This window comes from Bacteroides sp. AF20-13LB (assembly GCF_003603065.1).
In the GTDB taxonomy this organism is placed as follows: Bacteria; Bacteroidota; Bacteroidia; order Bacteroidales; family Bacteroidaceae; genus Bacteroides; species Bacteroides uniformis.
Genome location: NZ_QTMH01000021.1, coordinates 60362 through 77302, shown reverse-complemented (window position 1 = coordinate 77302; position 16941 = coordinate 60362). Strand labels below are relative to the sequence as shown.

Below are 16941 nucleotides of genomic sequence, written 5' to 3'. Positions count from 1 at the left end.
GTTTTAAGGGGGCAGAATCGCTTGGTTTTAGGGGGCAGCTTACACTGGATTTTCCAGCACTTGCCAATGATAGGCGGAACATTGGGAACGATAATAACAGAATGTCGCTTAGCCTTTATTTCGGAGTAGGTTGCACCCAATCCGGTTAATGTCTTACAAAGGATAGTGTTTGTTTCTATCTGTGGCAGGACTTCTGTCAAGTACTGGATTTTACCAGCTATTTTATATATAGGTATATATTCCTTTTTCATTTATGTGGATTTAAAAAGGAGAGAGGAAATTTGCACTTCCTCTGCTCCGTTTAGATTTAACGAATTAACCCTTTCTCTTGCAAGTACGAAACAATGTCCTCGTCTCGGTTTATAAAGAAGAAGATGTTGCCGAATTTGAAGTTGGCTACTGCTGTTAGCTGCCCTCTACGGTCTCTGAACTCGGGTGTAAACTGAATGTTTACAGCCTTACTTTCCACAAACAGTTTGAGCATATTCTTTCGATACTCGTTACCATTAGTTTGGTCTGACTTCTGAACTTCGGACGGTTCTACTCCAAAATCCTCACTCTTGCCAGTAGAAAGGTATGTCATAAGCCAGTTTGCAGATTCATCGTTCAACTGATACGCGAAGCGTTTCACGTATGTACTTTCGACCTTTATCACTTCGTAACCGTCCTCGTCAATGTCGAAGAAGATGTTCAATCTGTCAAAACGTGACATCATGGACTTCAATTCTGCATGCGCGGCCACATTGTTATATGGTTCGCGGTTGCTTGCAGTAATAATATTCTCAAAATCGAATTGAATCATATTCCGTTGCTATCTACAAATTTCTCAAAAGCTTTCATATCTACTTTATATCTTTCCTCGCTCACAAGTAAATTTTGTAGCACATGAAGATTTATTTTATGTTGTTTAAGCTTCATCAATGAATCACAAATGTCATAAAGAATGGATAAAGCTTCCTCTCCTGAATTAAGATAACTTGCATTACGGCTAAAATAGCTATGCTCTACACGTTGAGAAATAACGACTTTACCATTCTCTTCTTCAAACAAATCCTCTGGTTTAAAGCCGTAAGATACCAACAATTCGTAAACACGAAGAAGTCTCTTTCGAAGATGTGCTACTCTAATAGATTTTGACCTAACTTCTTTGAGGCAATTATCATAATCGGGATTTTCTAAATCAAATATACCTATTTGTCTTTTTTCAAATATTCTATTTAACACATTTTTTTCAGAAAGGATTTCCTTGCATATACCTCTGGGATTTTTTAACAATTCATTTAAAGTAATCTTTTCATATCCCATTCCTCTGATTTTTTTCAGAATATAGTTTAAATCTTCTGATGCCTTTTGGATGGTTAACATCCATTCATTGAACTCTTGCAAATCGAATTCAGTTAATATCAAATCTGACATAGTTATAAAATTTTAAATTAATAAAATATTGTTCCTTTGCAAAAAAATAGAGGCCTCTTATTTTCTTGATTATGGCGCAAAGGTAGAGGAAGTAAATGGAGCTAAATGGAACTAAAAGGTGGGAAAAAATCGATAGAAAATTCCAAAAAGTTAAGCCTATGTTATTTGATTATGTATTTATTGTACTTTTTCATTTCCTTTCTGACGAATGTTTGCTTCTCTTTATTAGAGTATTCAATATTAAAGTCTTTATCAAGCACTCCTAATATTCCTGCAATATCATATAGGAACGCATATTGTTCATTGGTAAATAGGAAATCCCCTCTCTTAAAAATACCAGCAAATTGAAACTCTGTACCTAATGTATATAGTAATGTACCCACATAGTGAGAGTCTATTCTTTTTTGCAAGGTTGATTCTATGGCAAGAATTGTTTTAACTCCTTTCAAAGTAAATCCAATCGGTTGTACAGTTTTCCCATGTTCGTTCTTTGCATAATATGGAGTAACACCGTCCTTGAACTTATATCCAAAGTAGAGGCGAATATCAATATCATCTTCCTTTTCAAACGCAACAATTCGCTTATAGTTTTTACTGGCATTATATTCAAATAGAAGAATTTTGGTATCGTTATTATCAATCGGAGATTTTATTTCTTCATTCCAAAGAAGTTCCGCATACAAGAACTTATAAAACTGCATCATTTTCTCAGGTGGATATATTGTAGCCAATTCCTTGTTGAAAGTATCGAATAGTAACCGGGTAGTTTCTCCGTATGGAAAATCAAATTGGGTCTTCCCATTATATTTGATTTGGATAGAATCATGTTTTTGGATGCCGTATAAGAGTTTAACAAGTCTCGCCAAGTCAATAACTTTAGAGCTTTGGTATCTTCTGATGCGTTTAATGGTAGTTGTTATAATATCTAAAAGAGTTTCTTGGTATTCTGTTTGTGAGAAAAGTTGGGACAGTTCTTTATATCTCGTAGAACATTGAATAAATTGTGGTAATGCACTCTTTGCTTGTACGAGGTCATATCCATTGATTATGTTAGAATTGTTGGTGCTCATCTTTTTAACTTTGGATTTGAAAGCAAAATTAAAAAAATAATCTCCACCTGCATTGCTACAAATGGAGATTTATTCATTACAGCAAATTCTTCATTGCTTCATCTACTTGCTCGTTGTCGAAGCTATCCAAATATATTTGAGTAGTCGCCAAGTCTGAATGACCCAATGCTTCACTTATCAATGCAATGTTTACTCCCGATTTCTTAAGAACACTCGCGAATGAATGGCGAGCGACATAGGTTGTTAAGTTGGCTTCAACTCCAAGCTGTGCGGCAAGTAGTTTTAGATTCTTATTGACCTTTCCTAATATCTTATGTATTCTGTTCTGCTTTTGTAGGGCGGTCTTGTGTATCTTGCTATCCAAAATAGGAAAAAGATAGCCTTTACTCTCTTTTGAGTATTTTTCAATTATTAGCATGGCCTCTTGTGGTATTCCTATTTTAATCAGTTTCTTTGTTTTTTGACGAATATAGTGTAATCTGCCATTCTGAATATTCTCGTTTGTTAGATTAGCTATATCAGTGAAATTGATTCCACCGCATAGATAACTGAACACGAATATGTCTTTGCTCAACTCCATGTACTGCTGTTTTCCAATAGGCTGCACCTCTGTTGTGAATTTCAGCACGTCTGTTTTGGCAATGGCTCTCTTTTGAGTTGTGGTATCGAACTTGTTGACTTTGTACTCATCAAACGGATAATCGGACTTCCGGGCGCACTTAGCTTTGATAGCTTTATTATATGTACTCCGGAGCGTGCGAAACATTAGGCTTATGGTAGTTTCTTTGTTGTCTTTGGAACGTAGCCATTTCTCATATTTGTTAAGCCAAGAAGTATCTATATCACTGAAAGGTATATCTATTTTGCCTTTCGTGAACACTTTAAGCGAGTTGAAAGAACTTTTATAGATAAGACGGTTGCCGCATTTATCCTCACGTGTGTATTGCTCTATCAATTCGTGGTAGAATTCACTAACGGTTTTCAGTTCAAACTTGGTATGCTCATTATTGAGTAGGGTAGTAGTGGTATATTCTTTCTGTTCGATATTCAACTCTAACATTCGCTGTTGAAGTTCCCGTTGCTTATCCAAGATAATCTTTTGGATATATTCTTTGTTAGGGCAGTTCGGTTTAGGCTTGTTTCGTGTAAAGTCCCAATATTTAGGATTGACGGATATGCCTAAACTCTGCATAGTCCGTTTGCCGCTTTTGGCTACTCTTACCATTAAGGGGGATTCTCCATTTGCTAAAGTTTTCCACTTGTAGCACACTACGTTGATTACTGCACTCATAAAATTTTTGGTTGACTTCTTGGTTGACTTCAACCGCATAGTTTCGTGCAGATTCAGCATTCTCTAAAAACAAAAATCAGATAGAAATCTTGCGATAACTATCTGATTTTCAGAAGAGCGGAAGACGGGGCTCAAACCCGCGACCCTCAGCTTGGAAGGCTAATGCTCTATCAACTGAGCTACTTCCGCAATTTTTTGTGGGCAAAGATGGATTCGAACCACCGAAGGCGTAAGCCAGCAGATTTACAGTCTGCCCCATTTGGCCACTCTGGTATTTGCCCTTTTGCACTTAAGATTCTATCTCAATTCTCTCATTGAGTAGCTTTGTTTCTCAATTGCGGTGCAAAGATACGACTATTTTTGTAAACTCCAAGCAAAATCTATCATTTTTATTGCAGTAATTGCACATTCGTCTCCTTTATTACCCAGCTTGCCACCGGCGCGGTCTTCTGCTTGCTCCATAGTATTGGTAGTAATTAATCCGTAAATTACTGGTACATCGCCACTTGCGTTTAATTGGGTAATTCCTTGGGTAGCACCCATGCAAACATAGTCAAAATGTGGAGTATCTCCTCTGACTACACAACCAATTGCAATAACTGCATCGACTTCGCTGTATTCGATAAGTTGGTTGGCGCCGAAAGTCAGTTCAAAACTGCCGGGTACTGTTTTTACCAGAATATTTTCATCTTTGGCTCCATGTTTTTTTAAGGTGTCTATGGCACCTTTTAGGAGAGCACCGGTAATATTATAATTCCACTCAGATACAACGATGCCGAACTTCATTTTTTCCGCGCTGGGTACAGAACTGAAATCGTAGTCTGAAAGATTGTGATAAGCTGTTGCCATAAATAAGGAATTAAGAATTAAAAATTAATAATTGAAAATTAAAGGGAGAGGGGAGATAAAAGAGGCACGGACTACATGGATTCACGGCTATTGTGTCTTTCCGTGTTTTCCGTGTAATCCGTGCCTGAGATGTCTTTATAATAAGGTATATTACTTCTTCAACAGTTTGGCTTGTTCGATATACTTGTCGATATCCATTGCCTGGTATGAACGGAAGTATTTATCCTTGATAGTGGTATACGCCTGAATTGCATCGTCATACTTACCTTGCTTTACCAGGATTTCTCCGGCTTGCAGCAGGTAGATGGGGCTGAGGGAGTTGTTGTCGGCTGCGTTGGCGGCTTTCAGCAGCATGGAAGCGGCTTTGTCCAGTTGGCCGAGCTGCGCATAGCAGTTACCCATAGCACCTTTCATGGCAGGAGCTACCATTTGGTCGTCTCCGTCAAAGCTGTCCAATGCTTTCACTGCTTCGTCATATTTGCCGAGGTGTGCATAGCAGAGACCCATATAAGCTTTTGCAAGATTGGCTGCTTTTGTGCCGCTGTATTCGTCTGCCACTTTTACAAATCCGGCAAAACCGATGCTATCACCGTTCAGTGCTTGTGCATAAGCGTCTGCTTCGAAGTATTCTTGTCCTTTGAATAAGGCAGCTTGTGCTTTTTCTTCACGGGGGTCTGCATAAAGGTTCTTGTACATCACTACACCGGCAATGATGATGATTACTGCTACTACAGCGCCGATGATTGCTTTTTTGTTCTTAATGAAAAAGGCCTCCGATTGTGTCAGTGCATCCTCCACGTTTAAGGCTTCATTCGTCTTTTTTTGTTCTGCCATTTTTATATAATCTTTTTGTTATTATTCTTATTTATCTATTTCGACCCGCAAAAGTAAGTTTTTTATAGCTATCAACGAAATTTAGCGGCATCTTTTTTTGTTTTGTATCAGAAAACACCGAAATTATTTCTACTTTTCAATAAGCCGGGCTTCACCTCTATATTAAAAATAAGCAGGCTTATTTTGTACTGCTTTCGGTTTTGCATTATCTTTGTAACCGAACTCATCGTTACTATAATGATACTGAAACGTATATCTATACTCAATTATAAGAACTTGGAGCAGGTGGAGCTTTCATTCTCGCCCAAGTTGAACTGCTTTTTCGGACAGAACGGCATGGGGAAAACGAACCTGCTGGATGCGGTGTATTTCTTGTCTTTCTGTAAAAGTGCCGGTAATCCCATTGATTCCCAGAATATCCGCCATGATGCCGACTTCTTTGTTATTCAAGGGTTTTATGAGGCTGCCGATGGGACTCCTGAGGAAATCTACTGTGGTATGAAGAGGCGCCAGAAGAAACAGTTTAAGCGAAACAAGAAGGAGTATACGCGTTTGTCGGATCATATCGGCTTCCTGCCTTTGGTCATGGTCTCGCCTGCCGATTCGGAGTTGATAGCAGGAGGCAGTGATGAACGCCGACGTTTTATGGATGTGGTTATCTCGCAGTACGACAAAGAGTATCTGGATGCTTTGATACGGTACAATAAAGCTTTGGTGCAGCGGAATACCTTACTGAAGAGTGAACAGCCGGTGGAGGAAGAGCTCTTTCTGGTTTGGGAGGAGATGATGGCGCAAGCCGGCGAAGTGGTGTTCCGCAAACGTGAGGCCTTTATCCGTGAGTTTATTCCTATTTTCCAGTCTTTCTATTCATTCATTTCGCAAGATAGGGAGAAGGTGGGATTAAGCTATGATTCCCATGCCCGCGATGCCTCTTTGCTGGAAGTGCTGAAGGAAAGCCGTGTACGCGACCAGATTATGGGCTATTCATTGCGCGGTGTGCACAAGGACGAGCTGAATATGCTTTTGGGAGATTTCCCCATCAAGCGTGAAGGGTCGCAGGGACAGAACAAGACTTATCTGGTAGCGTTGAAGCTGGCACAGTTTGATTTCCTGAAACGTACCGGGACCACTGTTCCCTTGTTGTTGCTGGACGATATCTTTGACAAGCTGGATGCTTCGCGTGTGGAGCAAATCATCAAGTTGGTGGCAGGCGACAGTTTTGGACAGATTTTTATAACCGATACCAACCGCGAACACCTGGACCGTATTCTGCATAAAGTGGGCAGTGATTATAAGATGTTCCGTGTGGAGCAGGGAACGGTTGCCGAAATGAAGGAGGAAGAGGCATGAAGCGCAATAATGCCGAACAGATAGGTGAACTTATCCGTCATTACCTCAGGCAGGAAAGTCTGGAGTCTCCGCTGAATGAACGGCGGCTTATCAGTGCGTGGCCCGAAGTGCTGGGGCCTACCATTGCCTCCTACACCCGTGAACTTTATATAAAGAACCAGGTGCTTTATGTGCATCTCACTTCTGCTGCTTTGCGCCAGGAACTGATGATGGGGCGTGAGTTGCTGGTGCGCAACTTGAACCGTCATGTGGGGGCTCAGGTCATCACGAATATCATATTCAGATGAGCATCCTCAGCTCATCTATTCTTTCAATCTTCAGTTCCTTCAATTCCCGGACTGCCCGGTCATAATACATCGGAGTTTCCAAATCCTTGTTGTCATGCGCATCCAGTCCGATGATAGCTGTACAGCCTTCATTGGCAGCGATTCGCCAGAACTCCGGGCACGGGTAGGTGGATAAGCCGTGCGCTTCATTGTAGGCTACATAGCCTATATTGTATTCCAACGGGACATTCAGGCGTGCAGCAGTACGGCAGATGTGCCGGCTGATGGTAGTGCAATGGTGGTCGAACTTCGGATAGGAGCGCATGAACAAGTCCGGATGGGCAAGGCAGGAGAATAATCCGCTTTCCATACCTTCGATGGCGCTCTCTTCGTAAAGTTCGAGCATGTCGCGGCTGTCTGTATGATGGCCGAAGTAGGGGAACTTTTCATCGGTGTGGTAGTGATGGTTTCCGAAGATGATATAGTCCAGTTGGTACTTCTTGGTTTGCTCTTTCAGCCAATGGATATATTGGGGGAAGTATTCACATTCAAGTCCTATTCTGATGTCTATCCGGTCGTGGTATTTCTCACGGAGCGTCTTGAGACTCTCCACGTAGCCGGGGAGCTCCTCGGGGAGCATCCGCATGTCGGCTACGTAGTCGGTACGGTATTTCCAGGGAGTATGGTCTGAAAACCCGAGTATCCGGTAACCGCCTTTGATGGCACTGAGCACATAGTCTTCGTCATCTCCGGTGGCATGCATGCAGCGTGTGGTGTGTGTATGATAATTAGTTTTCATTGCGTAATGATTTCATCCATGCGTATATCAAACGGTTCCGCAGGAACTTTTTCTACGAGTTGAAACGGGAAGCAGATGCCGGCTTTGTAGGCTGATGGGATGCGGGGCAGAAGCCGGTCATAGTAACCTTTACCGCGCCCCAGGCGGTTGCCGTTACGGTCGAATGCCACGCCGGGAACCACTATGAAGTCTATGTCTGCATAGTCGGTAAATAGCTCGCCGGTTGGTTCTTCGATGCCGTATGCGCCAGGTTTCAAGTCTTCGGGTCTGGTGTACAGCCGCAGTTCCAGGTCGTCACCTACAACTACCGGAAGCAGTATCCGCTTTTCGCGGCTCCACTTCCGGATAAATTCGTGTGTGTCCACTTCGTCTTTGAGAGAGTGGTAAAGCAGTACGGTGGTTGCCGCCCTGAAAGCAGGATGTGCCTCGAGGGCGGCAAGTATTTCAGCAGACTGACGCGTAGTGGAAGAGCTGTGTCGGGTCTTCAACAAAGCTACCTGCCTGCGCAGTTCTTTTTTCCTTTCCATCATCTTTTGTATCCTCTATGATTGGTGTCGCTTCCGGGGCTTTTGGGAATGCCTCGCCACGTTCCAGAATATCCAATGCCTTCTTGACGGTAGCATCGCTCTGGTTGATGTAGCGGATGTATTGCTCCCTTCCCAGTATGTTATAGATAATGTTGCCGTAAAGACTTCTTTCCAGTAGCTTGTAGGACTTGTGGATAAGCAGGTTGCGCCGCTTTACTCCCTTGGAGTCTGCAAAACGTACAAACTGCTCCACGATACCTTGGTGGCGAAGGTACTTCAACAAATCTTCTTCATTGTCGTATTCACTCAATTTCGCACGGTTGCGGTCGGTATACTGGAAGCTGAATTGCAGAATCAGTCCCTTGTTGCTTACTTCTATCAGGTAAGAAGATACTCCGGTTGTGTCTTGCGGAACGAATACGTCCGGCATAATGCCACCGCCGCCGTATACGGGTCTGCCCAAACCGGTAGAGTAACGCAGGTTTTCGTCCAGTTTGATGCTGTCTTTGGAGAAGAACTCGCCGTGTTCGTAACGGGTAATCCAGTCCATTTCGTATTTGCTGTCCTTGCCGTTCTCGTAGGGGCGCTGGATGCAACGGCCCGATGGGGTGTAATAACGGGCAATGGTCAGGCGGATGGCGGAACCGTCACTGAAGTCGATGGGTTGCTGTACGAGTCCCTTGCCGAAGGAACGGCGTCCTACAATGGTTCCGCGGTCATTGTCCTGAATGGCGCCCGCAAAGATTTCGCTGGCCGAAGCGGAACTCTCGTTTACCAATACCACTAGCGGCAGCTTCTGGCAACTGCCGGTACCGTTGGCATATTCCTCCATGCGGGGATATTTGCGGCCGTGGGTATATACAATCAACTTCCCTTCCGGCAGGAATTCGTTCACCATGCGTGTGGCGGCTTCCATGTATCCTCCGGTATTGTCGCGCAGGTCGATAATCAGGCCTTTGCACTTCTCGTGGCTCAGTTGGGCAATCGCATTCAGCAGCTCCACGTGTGTGGTACGTCCGAATTTGCTGATTTGTATATATCCGTAGTCATCGTCGAGCATATAGGCTGCATCAATGGTGTTTTGTGGGATGTCACCGCGTGTGATGGTGAAGTCGAGCAACTCCTTTTCCGTGGCACGCTTGACGCCTAACTTCACTTGGCTTCCTTTCGGACCTTTCAGGTTGCGCATGGCCTTTTCGTTTGTCAGGCCTTTGCCTGCAAAAAGACTGTCGTTGACCATCACAATGCGGTCGCCTGCCATCAGGCCCACTTTCTCGGACGGTCCACCGGGAATCACGCTGTTTACGTGTATCGTATCTTCTTGAATGGTGAACTGGATGCCTATACCGCTGAAGCTGCCTTCAAGTTCGGAATTAACCTCCTCCAGTTTCTGTGCGGGGATGTAGGTGGAGTGGGGGTCGAGTTCTGCCAATATCTGCGGCATGGCTTTCTCTACCAAATCGGTCATGTTGACGGTATCCACATACTGGTCGTCAATAACACGCAGCAAGGCATTCAGCTTGTTGGACGAGCTATTGATGATTCCCAGTTTATTACCGGCAAAATGCCTGGCATAAAACGTTCCGATAAGGATTCCCGCGACTACGCTGATTGCGATGATGAGCGGCATAAAGCGGGAAGTATTTTTTGTACTCATGATGTTTATTTACTATTAGACTATTTACAATTTACTATTTGGCTGCGCATGCAACTTTCAACTTTCCATTTTCAACTTTTCATTATCCATTGAAATAAACACTACCTCGATGCCTGCCCGTTTCAAAAGTTCGATACCATCTTCCAGGCGGTATTTCTCGGAGTAGACTACCCGTTTGATGCCTGCCTGGATAATCAGTTTGGAGCATTCTATGCAGGGGGAGGCAGTGACGTACATGGTGGCACCGTTACTGCTGTTGTTTGAACGGGCTATTTTGGTAATGGCGTTTGCTTCGGCATGGAGCACGTATGGTTTGGTGACGTTATTCTCATCTTCGCATACATTCTCAAAACCGGAAGGGGTACCGTTGTAGCCGTCAGAGATAATCATCTTGTCTTTTACAATCAGTGCACCGACCTGGCGGCGTTGGCAATACGAATTTTCGGCCCAAATGCTTGCCATACGTATATAACGCCTATCCAATGCTTCTTGTTTGTCTTTTGTAGAATCGTCCATCATATTTATGCTTTATCGTTGCGGGGTGAATCCCATGACTCTGGTTGTCGGTCCGTCTTTAAAATAGAGGGTCAGTGAATTGGCATCCCCTTCATACTTGTACACGTTTTGCAATCCGGAGATGAATGCCTTGGCCAGTGCATCGCTTTCTGCAGCCCCCGTAACCTTCACACTGATGCTGAGCGAGCCTGAAGCTCCGTTGGCTTTCCAAGTGCCGTTGACGCTTGAGTTGATGCCTTGTCCGTTGACGGTGGTGCCCATCAGTTCTCCATCCAGTTCAGTACCTTCAAAATTGAGGGTGAAGGTGTTTTTCTGATTATATAGCTTGTCCAGACTCTTCTTCATCTCTTCCTCATTGTTGTTCCAAAGGTTTGGATAGAATTGGGCATTGCTGCCTTTATTGGTGAGTCGGCTGAGCTTCCATGTCTTCCCGGTGAATATTCCGATAACATCGTCCTCGTTGTCGCAACCGCTTAGCAGGGGGAGCAGCGAAAACATGAGCAACATGCAAAAGATGTTCCTTATAAGTCTCTTCATTTCTTTATTCCATTTCTGATTAATAATGCGTCGATTGTAGGCTCTTGTCCGCGGAAACGTTTATAGAGCGTCATCGGATGCTCCGTTCCACCTTTGGAAAGAATGTTCTCGCGGAAGGAGGCGGCTGTCTCCGGATTGAAGATGCCCGTCTGTTTGAATAGCGAGAAAGCGTCCGCATCCAGTACCTCTGCCCACTTATAACTGTAATATCCGGCAGAATATCCTCCGGCAAAGATATGGGAGAACTGTGTACTCATACAGGCTTCTGCCACAGAAGGCAGAATCTGTGCTTTTTCCCAAGCCTTCTTTTCATAGGCTTTCACGTCACCTTCAAACGGGGTGTTACGTGTGTACCAAGCCATATCGAGCAGGCCGAAGCTAACCTGGCGGAGGCAGGCGTATGCCGCGTTGAAGTTGGAGGAATCCACAATGCGCTGCACCAGTTCGCCCGGTATCAGCTCTCCGGTCTGGTAATGGCGGGCAAACGTATGCAGGAATTCCTTTTCGATGGCGAAGTTCTCCATGAATTGGGAGGGGAGTTCCACAAAGTCCCAATACACGTTGGTCCCGCTCAGGCTCCCGTAGGTGGTATTGGCAAACATACCATGCAGGCTGTGGCCGAATTCGTGCAGGAAGGTTTCTACCTCGCCGAAGGTCAACAAAGCAGGTTTGTCCTGTGTCGGTTTGGTGAAGTTCATCACAATGGATATGTGGGGACGGCTGTTCTCACCGGTCTTTTCGTCAATCCACTGTTCCTTGTAGCTGGTCATCCAGGCTCCCGAGCGCTTGCCTGCTCTGGGGTGGAAGTCGGTATAGAACACGGCAAGGAATTTCCCGTCTTTGTCGAAGACTTCGTAGGCATCCACATCCTTATGATAAACGGGAATATCCGGATTCTTCTTGAAGGTGATGCCATACAGCCTGGTTGCCAGGCCGAATACGCCTTGCTTCACGTTGTTCAGCTCAAAGTAAGGGCGGAGCAGCTCATCGTCGATATTGAACTTCCGGTCTTTCAGTTTATGGGAATAGTACGCCCAGTCCCACGGCATCAGGACGAAGTCTTCTCCTTCCGCTTGGCGTGCCAGGGCTTGCACTTCTGCATATTCTTGTTTGGCGGTAGGCGTGTAAGCCTCCAGCAGTTGGTCCAGCAGCTTATACACGGACTCACTGTTTTGTGCCATGCGCTCCTGGAGGTTGTATTCGGCGAAGTTGTCATAGCCTAGGAGTTGGGCAATCTCCATACGGACATTGGCCAGTTTCTTTACAATTTCCAGGTTATTGCTGGCGTTGTCATGCGTACACTTCGTATTGTAGGCCATATATAGCTCACGGCGCAGGTCACGGCTGTCTGCGTAGGTCAGAAAAGGGCCATAGCTGGGAGCCTGCAGGGTGAATACCCAGCCTTCGACGCCTTTTTCCCCGGCTGTCTCTGCAGCGGCTTCTACCGCGCTCTCGGGCAGCCCGGCCAGTTGTGACTTGTCGGTGATGACAAGCTTGTAGTCGTTCGTTTCTTTCAGGTTGTTTTCGCTGAACTGCAGCGTCAGCAGGCTGAGCTCTTTGCATAAAGCCCGGTATTTCTCCTTATCTTCTCCCAGGAGGTTGGCACCGTTGCGTACAAAGCCGTTATAAATGTCTTCCAGCAGTTTGTGCTGTTCCGGGCTCAATGTTTCTTTGTCTTGCTGTTCGTAAACAGCTTTGATACGTGCAAACAGCTCTTCGTTCAGGCTGATGTTGTTTTCATGCTCGCTCATCATCGGCATGATTTCTTTGGCCAGTTCCTGTAGGTCATCGTCCGTTTCGGCACTGAGCAGATTGCCGAATACAGTGCTGACACGGTGGAGCATCTCACCGGACTTCTCGTAGGCCAACACTGTGTTGGCAAATGTCGGGACTTCCGGATTGCGGATGATGGCCTCTATTTCCGCATTTTGGCGGCGGATGCCTTCGCGGATGGCGGGTACGTAATCTCCGGTCTTAATCTTGTCGAACGGGACAGTGCTGTGCAGCGTGGAGTATGTTTCAAAAAAAGGATTTTGAGACGATATAGTGTTCATAAAGCAAAGCAATATTAGAGTTAGTATAATCTTCATCATGTTTAAAGGGTCTGATAAAAAACGAACTAGCTGCAAAATTGCAAAAAAAATAGGCGACTTCTGCAGAAGTCACCTATTTTTTATTATTTTCTAACTGTATATTAGCAGTTAACTGATGCCATGTGAGCAATCAAGTCAAGAACCTTGTTAGAATAACCGATTTCGTTATCATACCAAGATACAACCTTAACGAAAGTATCAGTCAAAGCGATACCAGCCTTAGCGTCGAAGATAGAAGTGCGAGTGTCACCCAAGAAGTCAGAAGAAACAACTGCATCTTCAGTGTAACCCAGAACACCCTTCAATTCGCCTTCAGAAGCTTCCTTCATGGCAGCGCAGATTTCAGCGTAAGTAGCGGGCTTAGCCAAGTTAACTGTCAAGTCAACTACAGATACGTCCAAAGTCGGAACACGCATAGACATACCAGTCAGTTTGCCGTTCAATGCCGGGATAACTTTACCTACAGCCTTAGCAGCACCGGTAGAAGACGGGATAATGTTGCCGGAAGCAGCACGACCACCTCTCCAGTCTTTCATAGAAGGACCGTCAACTGTCTTCTGAGTAGCAGTTGTAGAGTGAACAGTAGTCATCAAACCGTCAGTGATACCCCATTTGTCGTTCAATACCTTAGCGATAGGAGCCAAGCAGTTGGTAGTACAAGAAGCGTTAGATACGAATTGAGTACCCTTAACGTAAGTCTTTTCGTTAACACCGCAAACGAACATCGGAGTGTCGTCCTTAGAAGGAGCAGACATTACAACATATTTTGCGCCGGCTTCGATGTGAGCTTGAGCTTTGTCTTTGCTCAAGAACAAGCCAGTAGATTCAACAACGTATTCTGCCTCTACTTCGTTCCATTTCAAGTCAGCCGGGTTTCTTTCTGCAGTGATGCGGATAGCCTGACCGTTAACGATCAGCTTGCTGTTTTCAACATCAGCTTCGATAGTACCGTCGAACTGGCCGTGCATAGTGTCATACTTCAGCATGTAAGCCAAGTAATCTACCGGGCAAAGGTCGTTGATACCTACGATCTGAATATCGTTTCTCTTCATTGCAGCGCGGAATACGAAACGTCCGATACGTCCGAATCCATTAATACCTACTTTAATCATTTTGTTTAAACTTTTAAGGGTTTTATAATGTTTAAAAATAAACTTTCGCTTACTAATTGCAATTCTTTCTGATTTGCGGTGCAAAAGTAAGAAAATGTTTTTATATTCGTAACCAAAATCATAATTAAATAATTGAAAAGATGGGAAAAAGTTCATTTTTACAGGAATTTAAGGCTTTTGCCATGAAGGGCAATGTGATAGACATGGCCGTCGGTGTGATTATCGGTGGGGCATTCGGAAAAATCGTCTCCTCCATTGTGGCAGATGTGATTATGCCTCCTATCGGGCTGCTGGTGGGCGGTGTCAACTTTACAGACTTGAAGTGGGTGCTGAAACCTGCCGAAATGGTGGACGGAAAAGAAATTGCTGCCGTGACCCTGAATTACGGTAATTTCTTGCAGGTCACCTTCGACTTCCTGATTATAGCATTCTCTATCTTCATGTTCATAAAGTTGTTGACCAAGCTGACTGAAAAGAAGAAAGAAGAGGCACCTGCCGCTCCTCCGGCTCCCCCTGCCCCGAGCAAGGAAGAGGTGCTGCTGACCGAAATCCGTGATTTGCTGAAAGAAAAGTAATATCGAAGCGGAACTTCATAGGGATGTCAAAACCCTCTTGACGCTTTTTTTAGGCGCGGAATTCTAAGACCTACACAAGTTTTTGCACAGGAAACTTGCGTAGGTCTTAGAATTCCGCGCCTAATATTATAACATGATGAAAGCGTTCATGGCTTTTGATACATTCCCTAATGCATTTAACTCTCCCCGGTACCGCCGGAAACTGTCCCTTTTTATACTAAGCAGTAATCTTACCACAGCCGTGGTAAGAAAATAACATTGCTGTGGTAAGCAAGTTGCATAGCTGTGGTAAGAAAACAGCACGGTTGTAGTAAGAATAGCTTTTAGTATCCTTGTGGATAGTTCTAGCCTGAAATTAAAGCTGTTTTTAGTAAAAAAACGTTTTTCTGTCACATTATCCCTGATAATTCCTTTACTTTTTCTACTTTTGCAAATCATTTATTAAAGTCTATACGGATTTATATGCAAGAGAAGATTATTATTCTTGATTTCGGTTCGCAAACCACGCAGCTCATCGGCCGCCGGCTGCGCGAATTGAATGTCTATTGCGAGATTGTACCTTACAACAAATTTCCATACGGAGATGAGAGTGTAAAAGGAGTTATCCTTTCGGGTAGCCCCTTTTCTGTTTATGATAAGAGTGCATTCAAGGTAGATTTGAGCGGGATTCGTGGGAAATACCCCATTCTGGGTATCTGCTACGGTGCGCAGTTTATCTCCTACAGCAACGGTGGACGGGTGGAGCCGGCAGGAACCCGCGAGTACGGACGTGCCCATCTCGGTTCTTTCGATTCGGAGAATGTCCTTTTCAAAGGGGTAAGGAAGAATACCCAAGTATGGATGAGCCATGGAGACACGATTACAGCCATTCCCGACAACTTCAAGATTATAGCTTCTACGGACAAGGTAGCGATTGCTGCTTACCAGGTGTCCGGCGAGGAGATGTGGGGAGTGCAGTTCCATCCGGAAGTATTTCATAGCGAGGACGGTACGCAGATGCTGCGCAACTTCGTGGTGGACGTATGCGGTTGCAGCCAGAGCTGGAGCGCCGCATCGTTTGTAGATACTACTGTGGCCGAACTGAAGGAGCAGCTTGGCAACGACCGAGTTATCCTGGGACTGAGTGGCGGTGTGGATTCTTCGGTAGCCGCCGTGTTGCTGCATCGTGCCATTGGCAAGAACTTGACCTGTATCTTTGTGGACCACGGACTGCTTCGCAAGAATGAGTTCAAGAATGTGATGCACGACTACGAATGCCTGGGACTGAACGTGATTGGCGTGGATGCCAGCGAGAAGTTCTTCAAGGATTTGGAGGGAGTGACCGAGCCTGAGCAAAAGCGTAAAATCATCGGCCGCGATTTTATCGAGGTCTTCGATGCCGAAGCGCACAAGATAACCGATGCCCGTTGGTTGGCACAAGGCACCATTTATCCCGACCGCATCGAGAGCCTAAACATTACGGGCAAGACCATCAAGAGCCATCACAACGTGGGCGGTCTGCCCGAGGAGATGAACCTCCGTCTGTGCGAACCGTTGCAGTGGCTGTTCAAGGACGAAGTACGCCGCGTGGGACGCGAATTGGGAATGCCCGAACATTTGATTACCCGTCATCCTTTCCCCGGTCCGGGACTGGCTGTCCGCATCCTGGGGGATATAACACCGGAGAAGGTGCATACTTTGCAGGAAGCCGACGATATTTTCATTCAGGGCTTGCGTGACTGGAAAGTGCAGGATGCCGACGGCAACGAGACATCGCTCTACCATCAGGTCTGGCAGGCGGGCGTCATTCTTCTGCCCGTACAGAGTGTGGGCGTGATGGGCGACGAACGCACCTATGAACGTGCAGTGGCCTTGCGTGCCGTCACTTCCACCGATGCCATGACAGCCGACTGGGCGCATCTGCCCTACGAATTCCTGGGTAAGGTGTCCAACGACATTATAAATAAGGTGAAAGGTGTGAACCGCGTGACCTATGACATCTCTTCAAAACCACCCAGCACAATAGAATGGGAATAAGACCTACTGAAATTATTAACTTAAAAACAATAT

General features: G+C 45.1%; 17 protein-coding genes, 2 tRNA genes and 1 pseudogene. 4 read left to right on the top strand and 16 right to left on the bottom strand.

What is annotated here, in order from left to right:
- From DWX62_RS20280 to DWX62_RS20240, 9 genes and pseudogenes are all read right to left on the bottom strand, one after another.
- Nucleotides 1-251, bottom strand: a pseudogene (locus tag DWX62_RS20280) (hypothetical protein); the annotation flags it as partial.
- Between the two features lie 56 nt (nucleotides 252-307).
- Nucleotides 308-802: a hypothetical protein gene (locus DWX62_RS20275; protein WP_022219155.1), complete on the bottom strand. Its 495-nt coding sequence runs from the start codon at nucleotides 800-802 to the stop codon at nucleotides 308-310.
- Nucleotides 799-1416 carry a hypothetical protein gene (locus DWX62_RS20270; protein ID WP_117681416.1) on the bottom strand — a complete coding sequence of 206 codons (618 nt, stop codon included), beginning with the start codon at nucleotides 1414-1416 and terminating at the stop codon, nucleotides 799-801. The genes DWX62_RS20275 and DWX62_RS20270 overlap by 4 nt, the downstream gene beginning before the upstream one ends.
- Before the next feature lie 161 nt (nucleotides 1417-1577).
- Nucleotides 1578-2486: a hypothetical protein gene (locus DWX62_RS20265; RefSeq protein WP_117681417.1), complete on the bottom strand. Its 909-nt coding sequence runs from the start codon at nucleotides 2484-2486 to the stop codon at nucleotides 1578-1580.
- Nucleotides 2487-2562: 76 nt separating this feature from the next.
- Nucleotides 2563-3777 carry a site-specific integrase gene (locus DWX62_RS20260; protein WP_117681426.1) on the bottom strand — a complete coding sequence of 405 codons (1215 nt, stop codon included), beginning with the start codon at nucleotides 3775-3777 and terminating at the stop codon, nucleotides 2563-2565.
- A gap of 116 nt (nucleotides 3778-3893) precedes the next feature.
- Nucleotides 3894-3966 (bottom strand) — tRNA-Gly (locus DWX62_RS20255).
- Between the two features lie 9 nt (nucleotides 3967-3975).
- Nucleotides 3976-4058 (bottom strand) — tRNA-Tyr (locus DWX62_RS20250).
- Between the two features lie 73 nt (nucleotides 4059-4131).
- A complete protein-coding gene (ribH, locus tag DWX62_RS20245) occupies nucleotides 4132-4626 on the bottom strand; it encodes a 6,7-dimethyl-8-ribityllumazine synthase (protein WP_005823623.1) in 495 nt (164 codons plus the stop codon).
- A 150-nt stretch (nucleotides 4627-4776) separates the two neighbouring features.
- The gene (locus DWX62_RS20240) at nucleotides 4777-5460 is read right to left on the bottom strand and encodes a tetratricopeptide repeat protein (protein ID WP_008666105.1); all 684 of its coding nucleotides are present in this window, start codon (nucleotides 5458-5460) and stop codon (nucleotides 4777-4779) included.
- Between the two features lie 237 nt (nucleotides 5461-5697).
- On the opposite strand from DWX62_RS20240, the gene recF reads away from it, so the two are divergent.
- Both recF and DWX62_RS20230 read left to right on the top strand, forming a co-directional pair.
- Entirely contained in the window at nucleotides 5698-6810 is a 1113-nt protein-coding gene (recF, locus tag DWX62_RS20235) for a DNA replication and repair protein RecF (protein WP_008666103.1), read from the top strand.
- On the top strand, nucleotides 6807-7097 hold the full coding sequence (locus tag DWX62_RS20230; protein ID WP_005823615.1) for a DUF721 domain-containing protein: 291 nt from the start codon (nucleotides 6807-6809) through the stop codon (nucleotides 7095-7097). Before recF ends, DWX62_RS20230 begins: the two co-directional genes overlap by 4 nt.
- Here the strand turns inward: DWX62_RS20230 and DWX62_RS20225 are convergent.
- From DWX62_RS20225 to gap, 7 genes are all read right to left on the bottom strand, one after another.
- Nucleotides 7090-7875, bottom strand: coding sequence for a histidinol-phosphatase (locus DWX62_RS20225; RefSeq protein WP_005835445.1), 786 nt, complete (start codon nucleotides 7873-7875; stop codon nucleotides 7090-7092). The genes DWX62_RS20230 and DWX62_RS20225 overlap by 8 nt on opposite strands.
- Nucleotides 7872-8402, bottom strand: coding sequence for a 5-formyltetrahydrofolate cyclo-ligase (locus tag DWX62_RS20220; RefSeq protein ID WP_008666101.1), 531 nt, complete (start codon nucleotides 8400-8402; stop codon nucleotides 7872-7874). Before DWX62_RS20220 ends, DWX62_RS20225 begins: the two co-directional genes overlap by 4 nt.
- Nucleotides 8320-10059 (bottom strand): S41 family peptidase, encoded by a 1740-nt coding sequence (locus tag DWX62_RS20215; RefSeq protein ID WP_008666099.1) that lies wholly within the window; start codon nucleotides 10057-10059, stop codon nucleotides 8320-8322. The genes DWX62_RS20220 and DWX62_RS20215 overlap by 83 nt, the downstream gene beginning before the upstream one ends.
- Before the next feature lie 57 nt (nucleotides 10060-10116).
- On the bottom strand, nucleotides 10117-10575 hold the full coding sequence (locus DWX62_RS20210; RefSeq protein WP_005835453.1) for a dCMP deaminase family protein: 459 nt from the start codon (nucleotides 10573-10575) through the stop codon (nucleotides 10117-10119).
- Nucleotides 10576-10587: 12 nt separating this feature from the next.
- Nucleotides 10588-11112: a DUF4847 family protein gene (locus DWX62_RS20205; protein ID WP_008666097.1), complete on the bottom strand. Its 525-nt coding sequence runs from the start codon at nucleotides 11110-11112 to the stop codon at nucleotides 10588-10590.
- Entirely contained in the window at nucleotides 11109-13166 is a 2058-nt protein-coding gene (locus DWX62_RS20200) for a M3 family metallopeptidase (protein ID WP_008666095.1), read from the bottom strand. Before DWX62_RS20200 ends, DWX62_RS20205 begins: the two co-directional genes overlap by 4 nt.
- Before the next feature lie 140 nt (nucleotides 13167-13306).
- Nucleotides 13307-14317 carry a type I glyceraldehyde-3-phosphate dehydrogenase gene (gene gap / locus DWX62_RS20195; RefSeq protein WP_005835458.1) on the bottom strand — a complete coding sequence of 337 codons (1011 nt, stop codon included), beginning with the start codon at nucleotides 14315-14317 and terminating at the stop codon, nucleotides 13307-13309.
- 140 nt (nucleotides 14318-14457) lie between these two features.
- Between gap and mscL the strand changes: the two genes are divergently transcribed.
- Nucleotides 14458-14892: a large-conductance mechanosensitive channel protein MscL gene (gene mscL / locus DWX62_RS20190; protein WP_005835461.1), complete on the top strand. Its 435-nt coding sequence runs from the start codon at nucleotides 14458-14460 to the stop codon at nucleotides 14890-14892.
- A gap of 462 nt (nucleotides 14893-15354) precedes the next feature.
- Nucleotides 15355-16908, top strand: coding sequence for a glutamine-hydrolyzing GMP synthase (gene guaA, locus DWX62_RS20180; protein WP_005823593.1), 1554 nt, complete (start codon nucleotides 15355-15357; stop codon nucleotides 16906-16908).
- Nucleotides 16909-16941 lie beyond the last annotated feature (33 nt).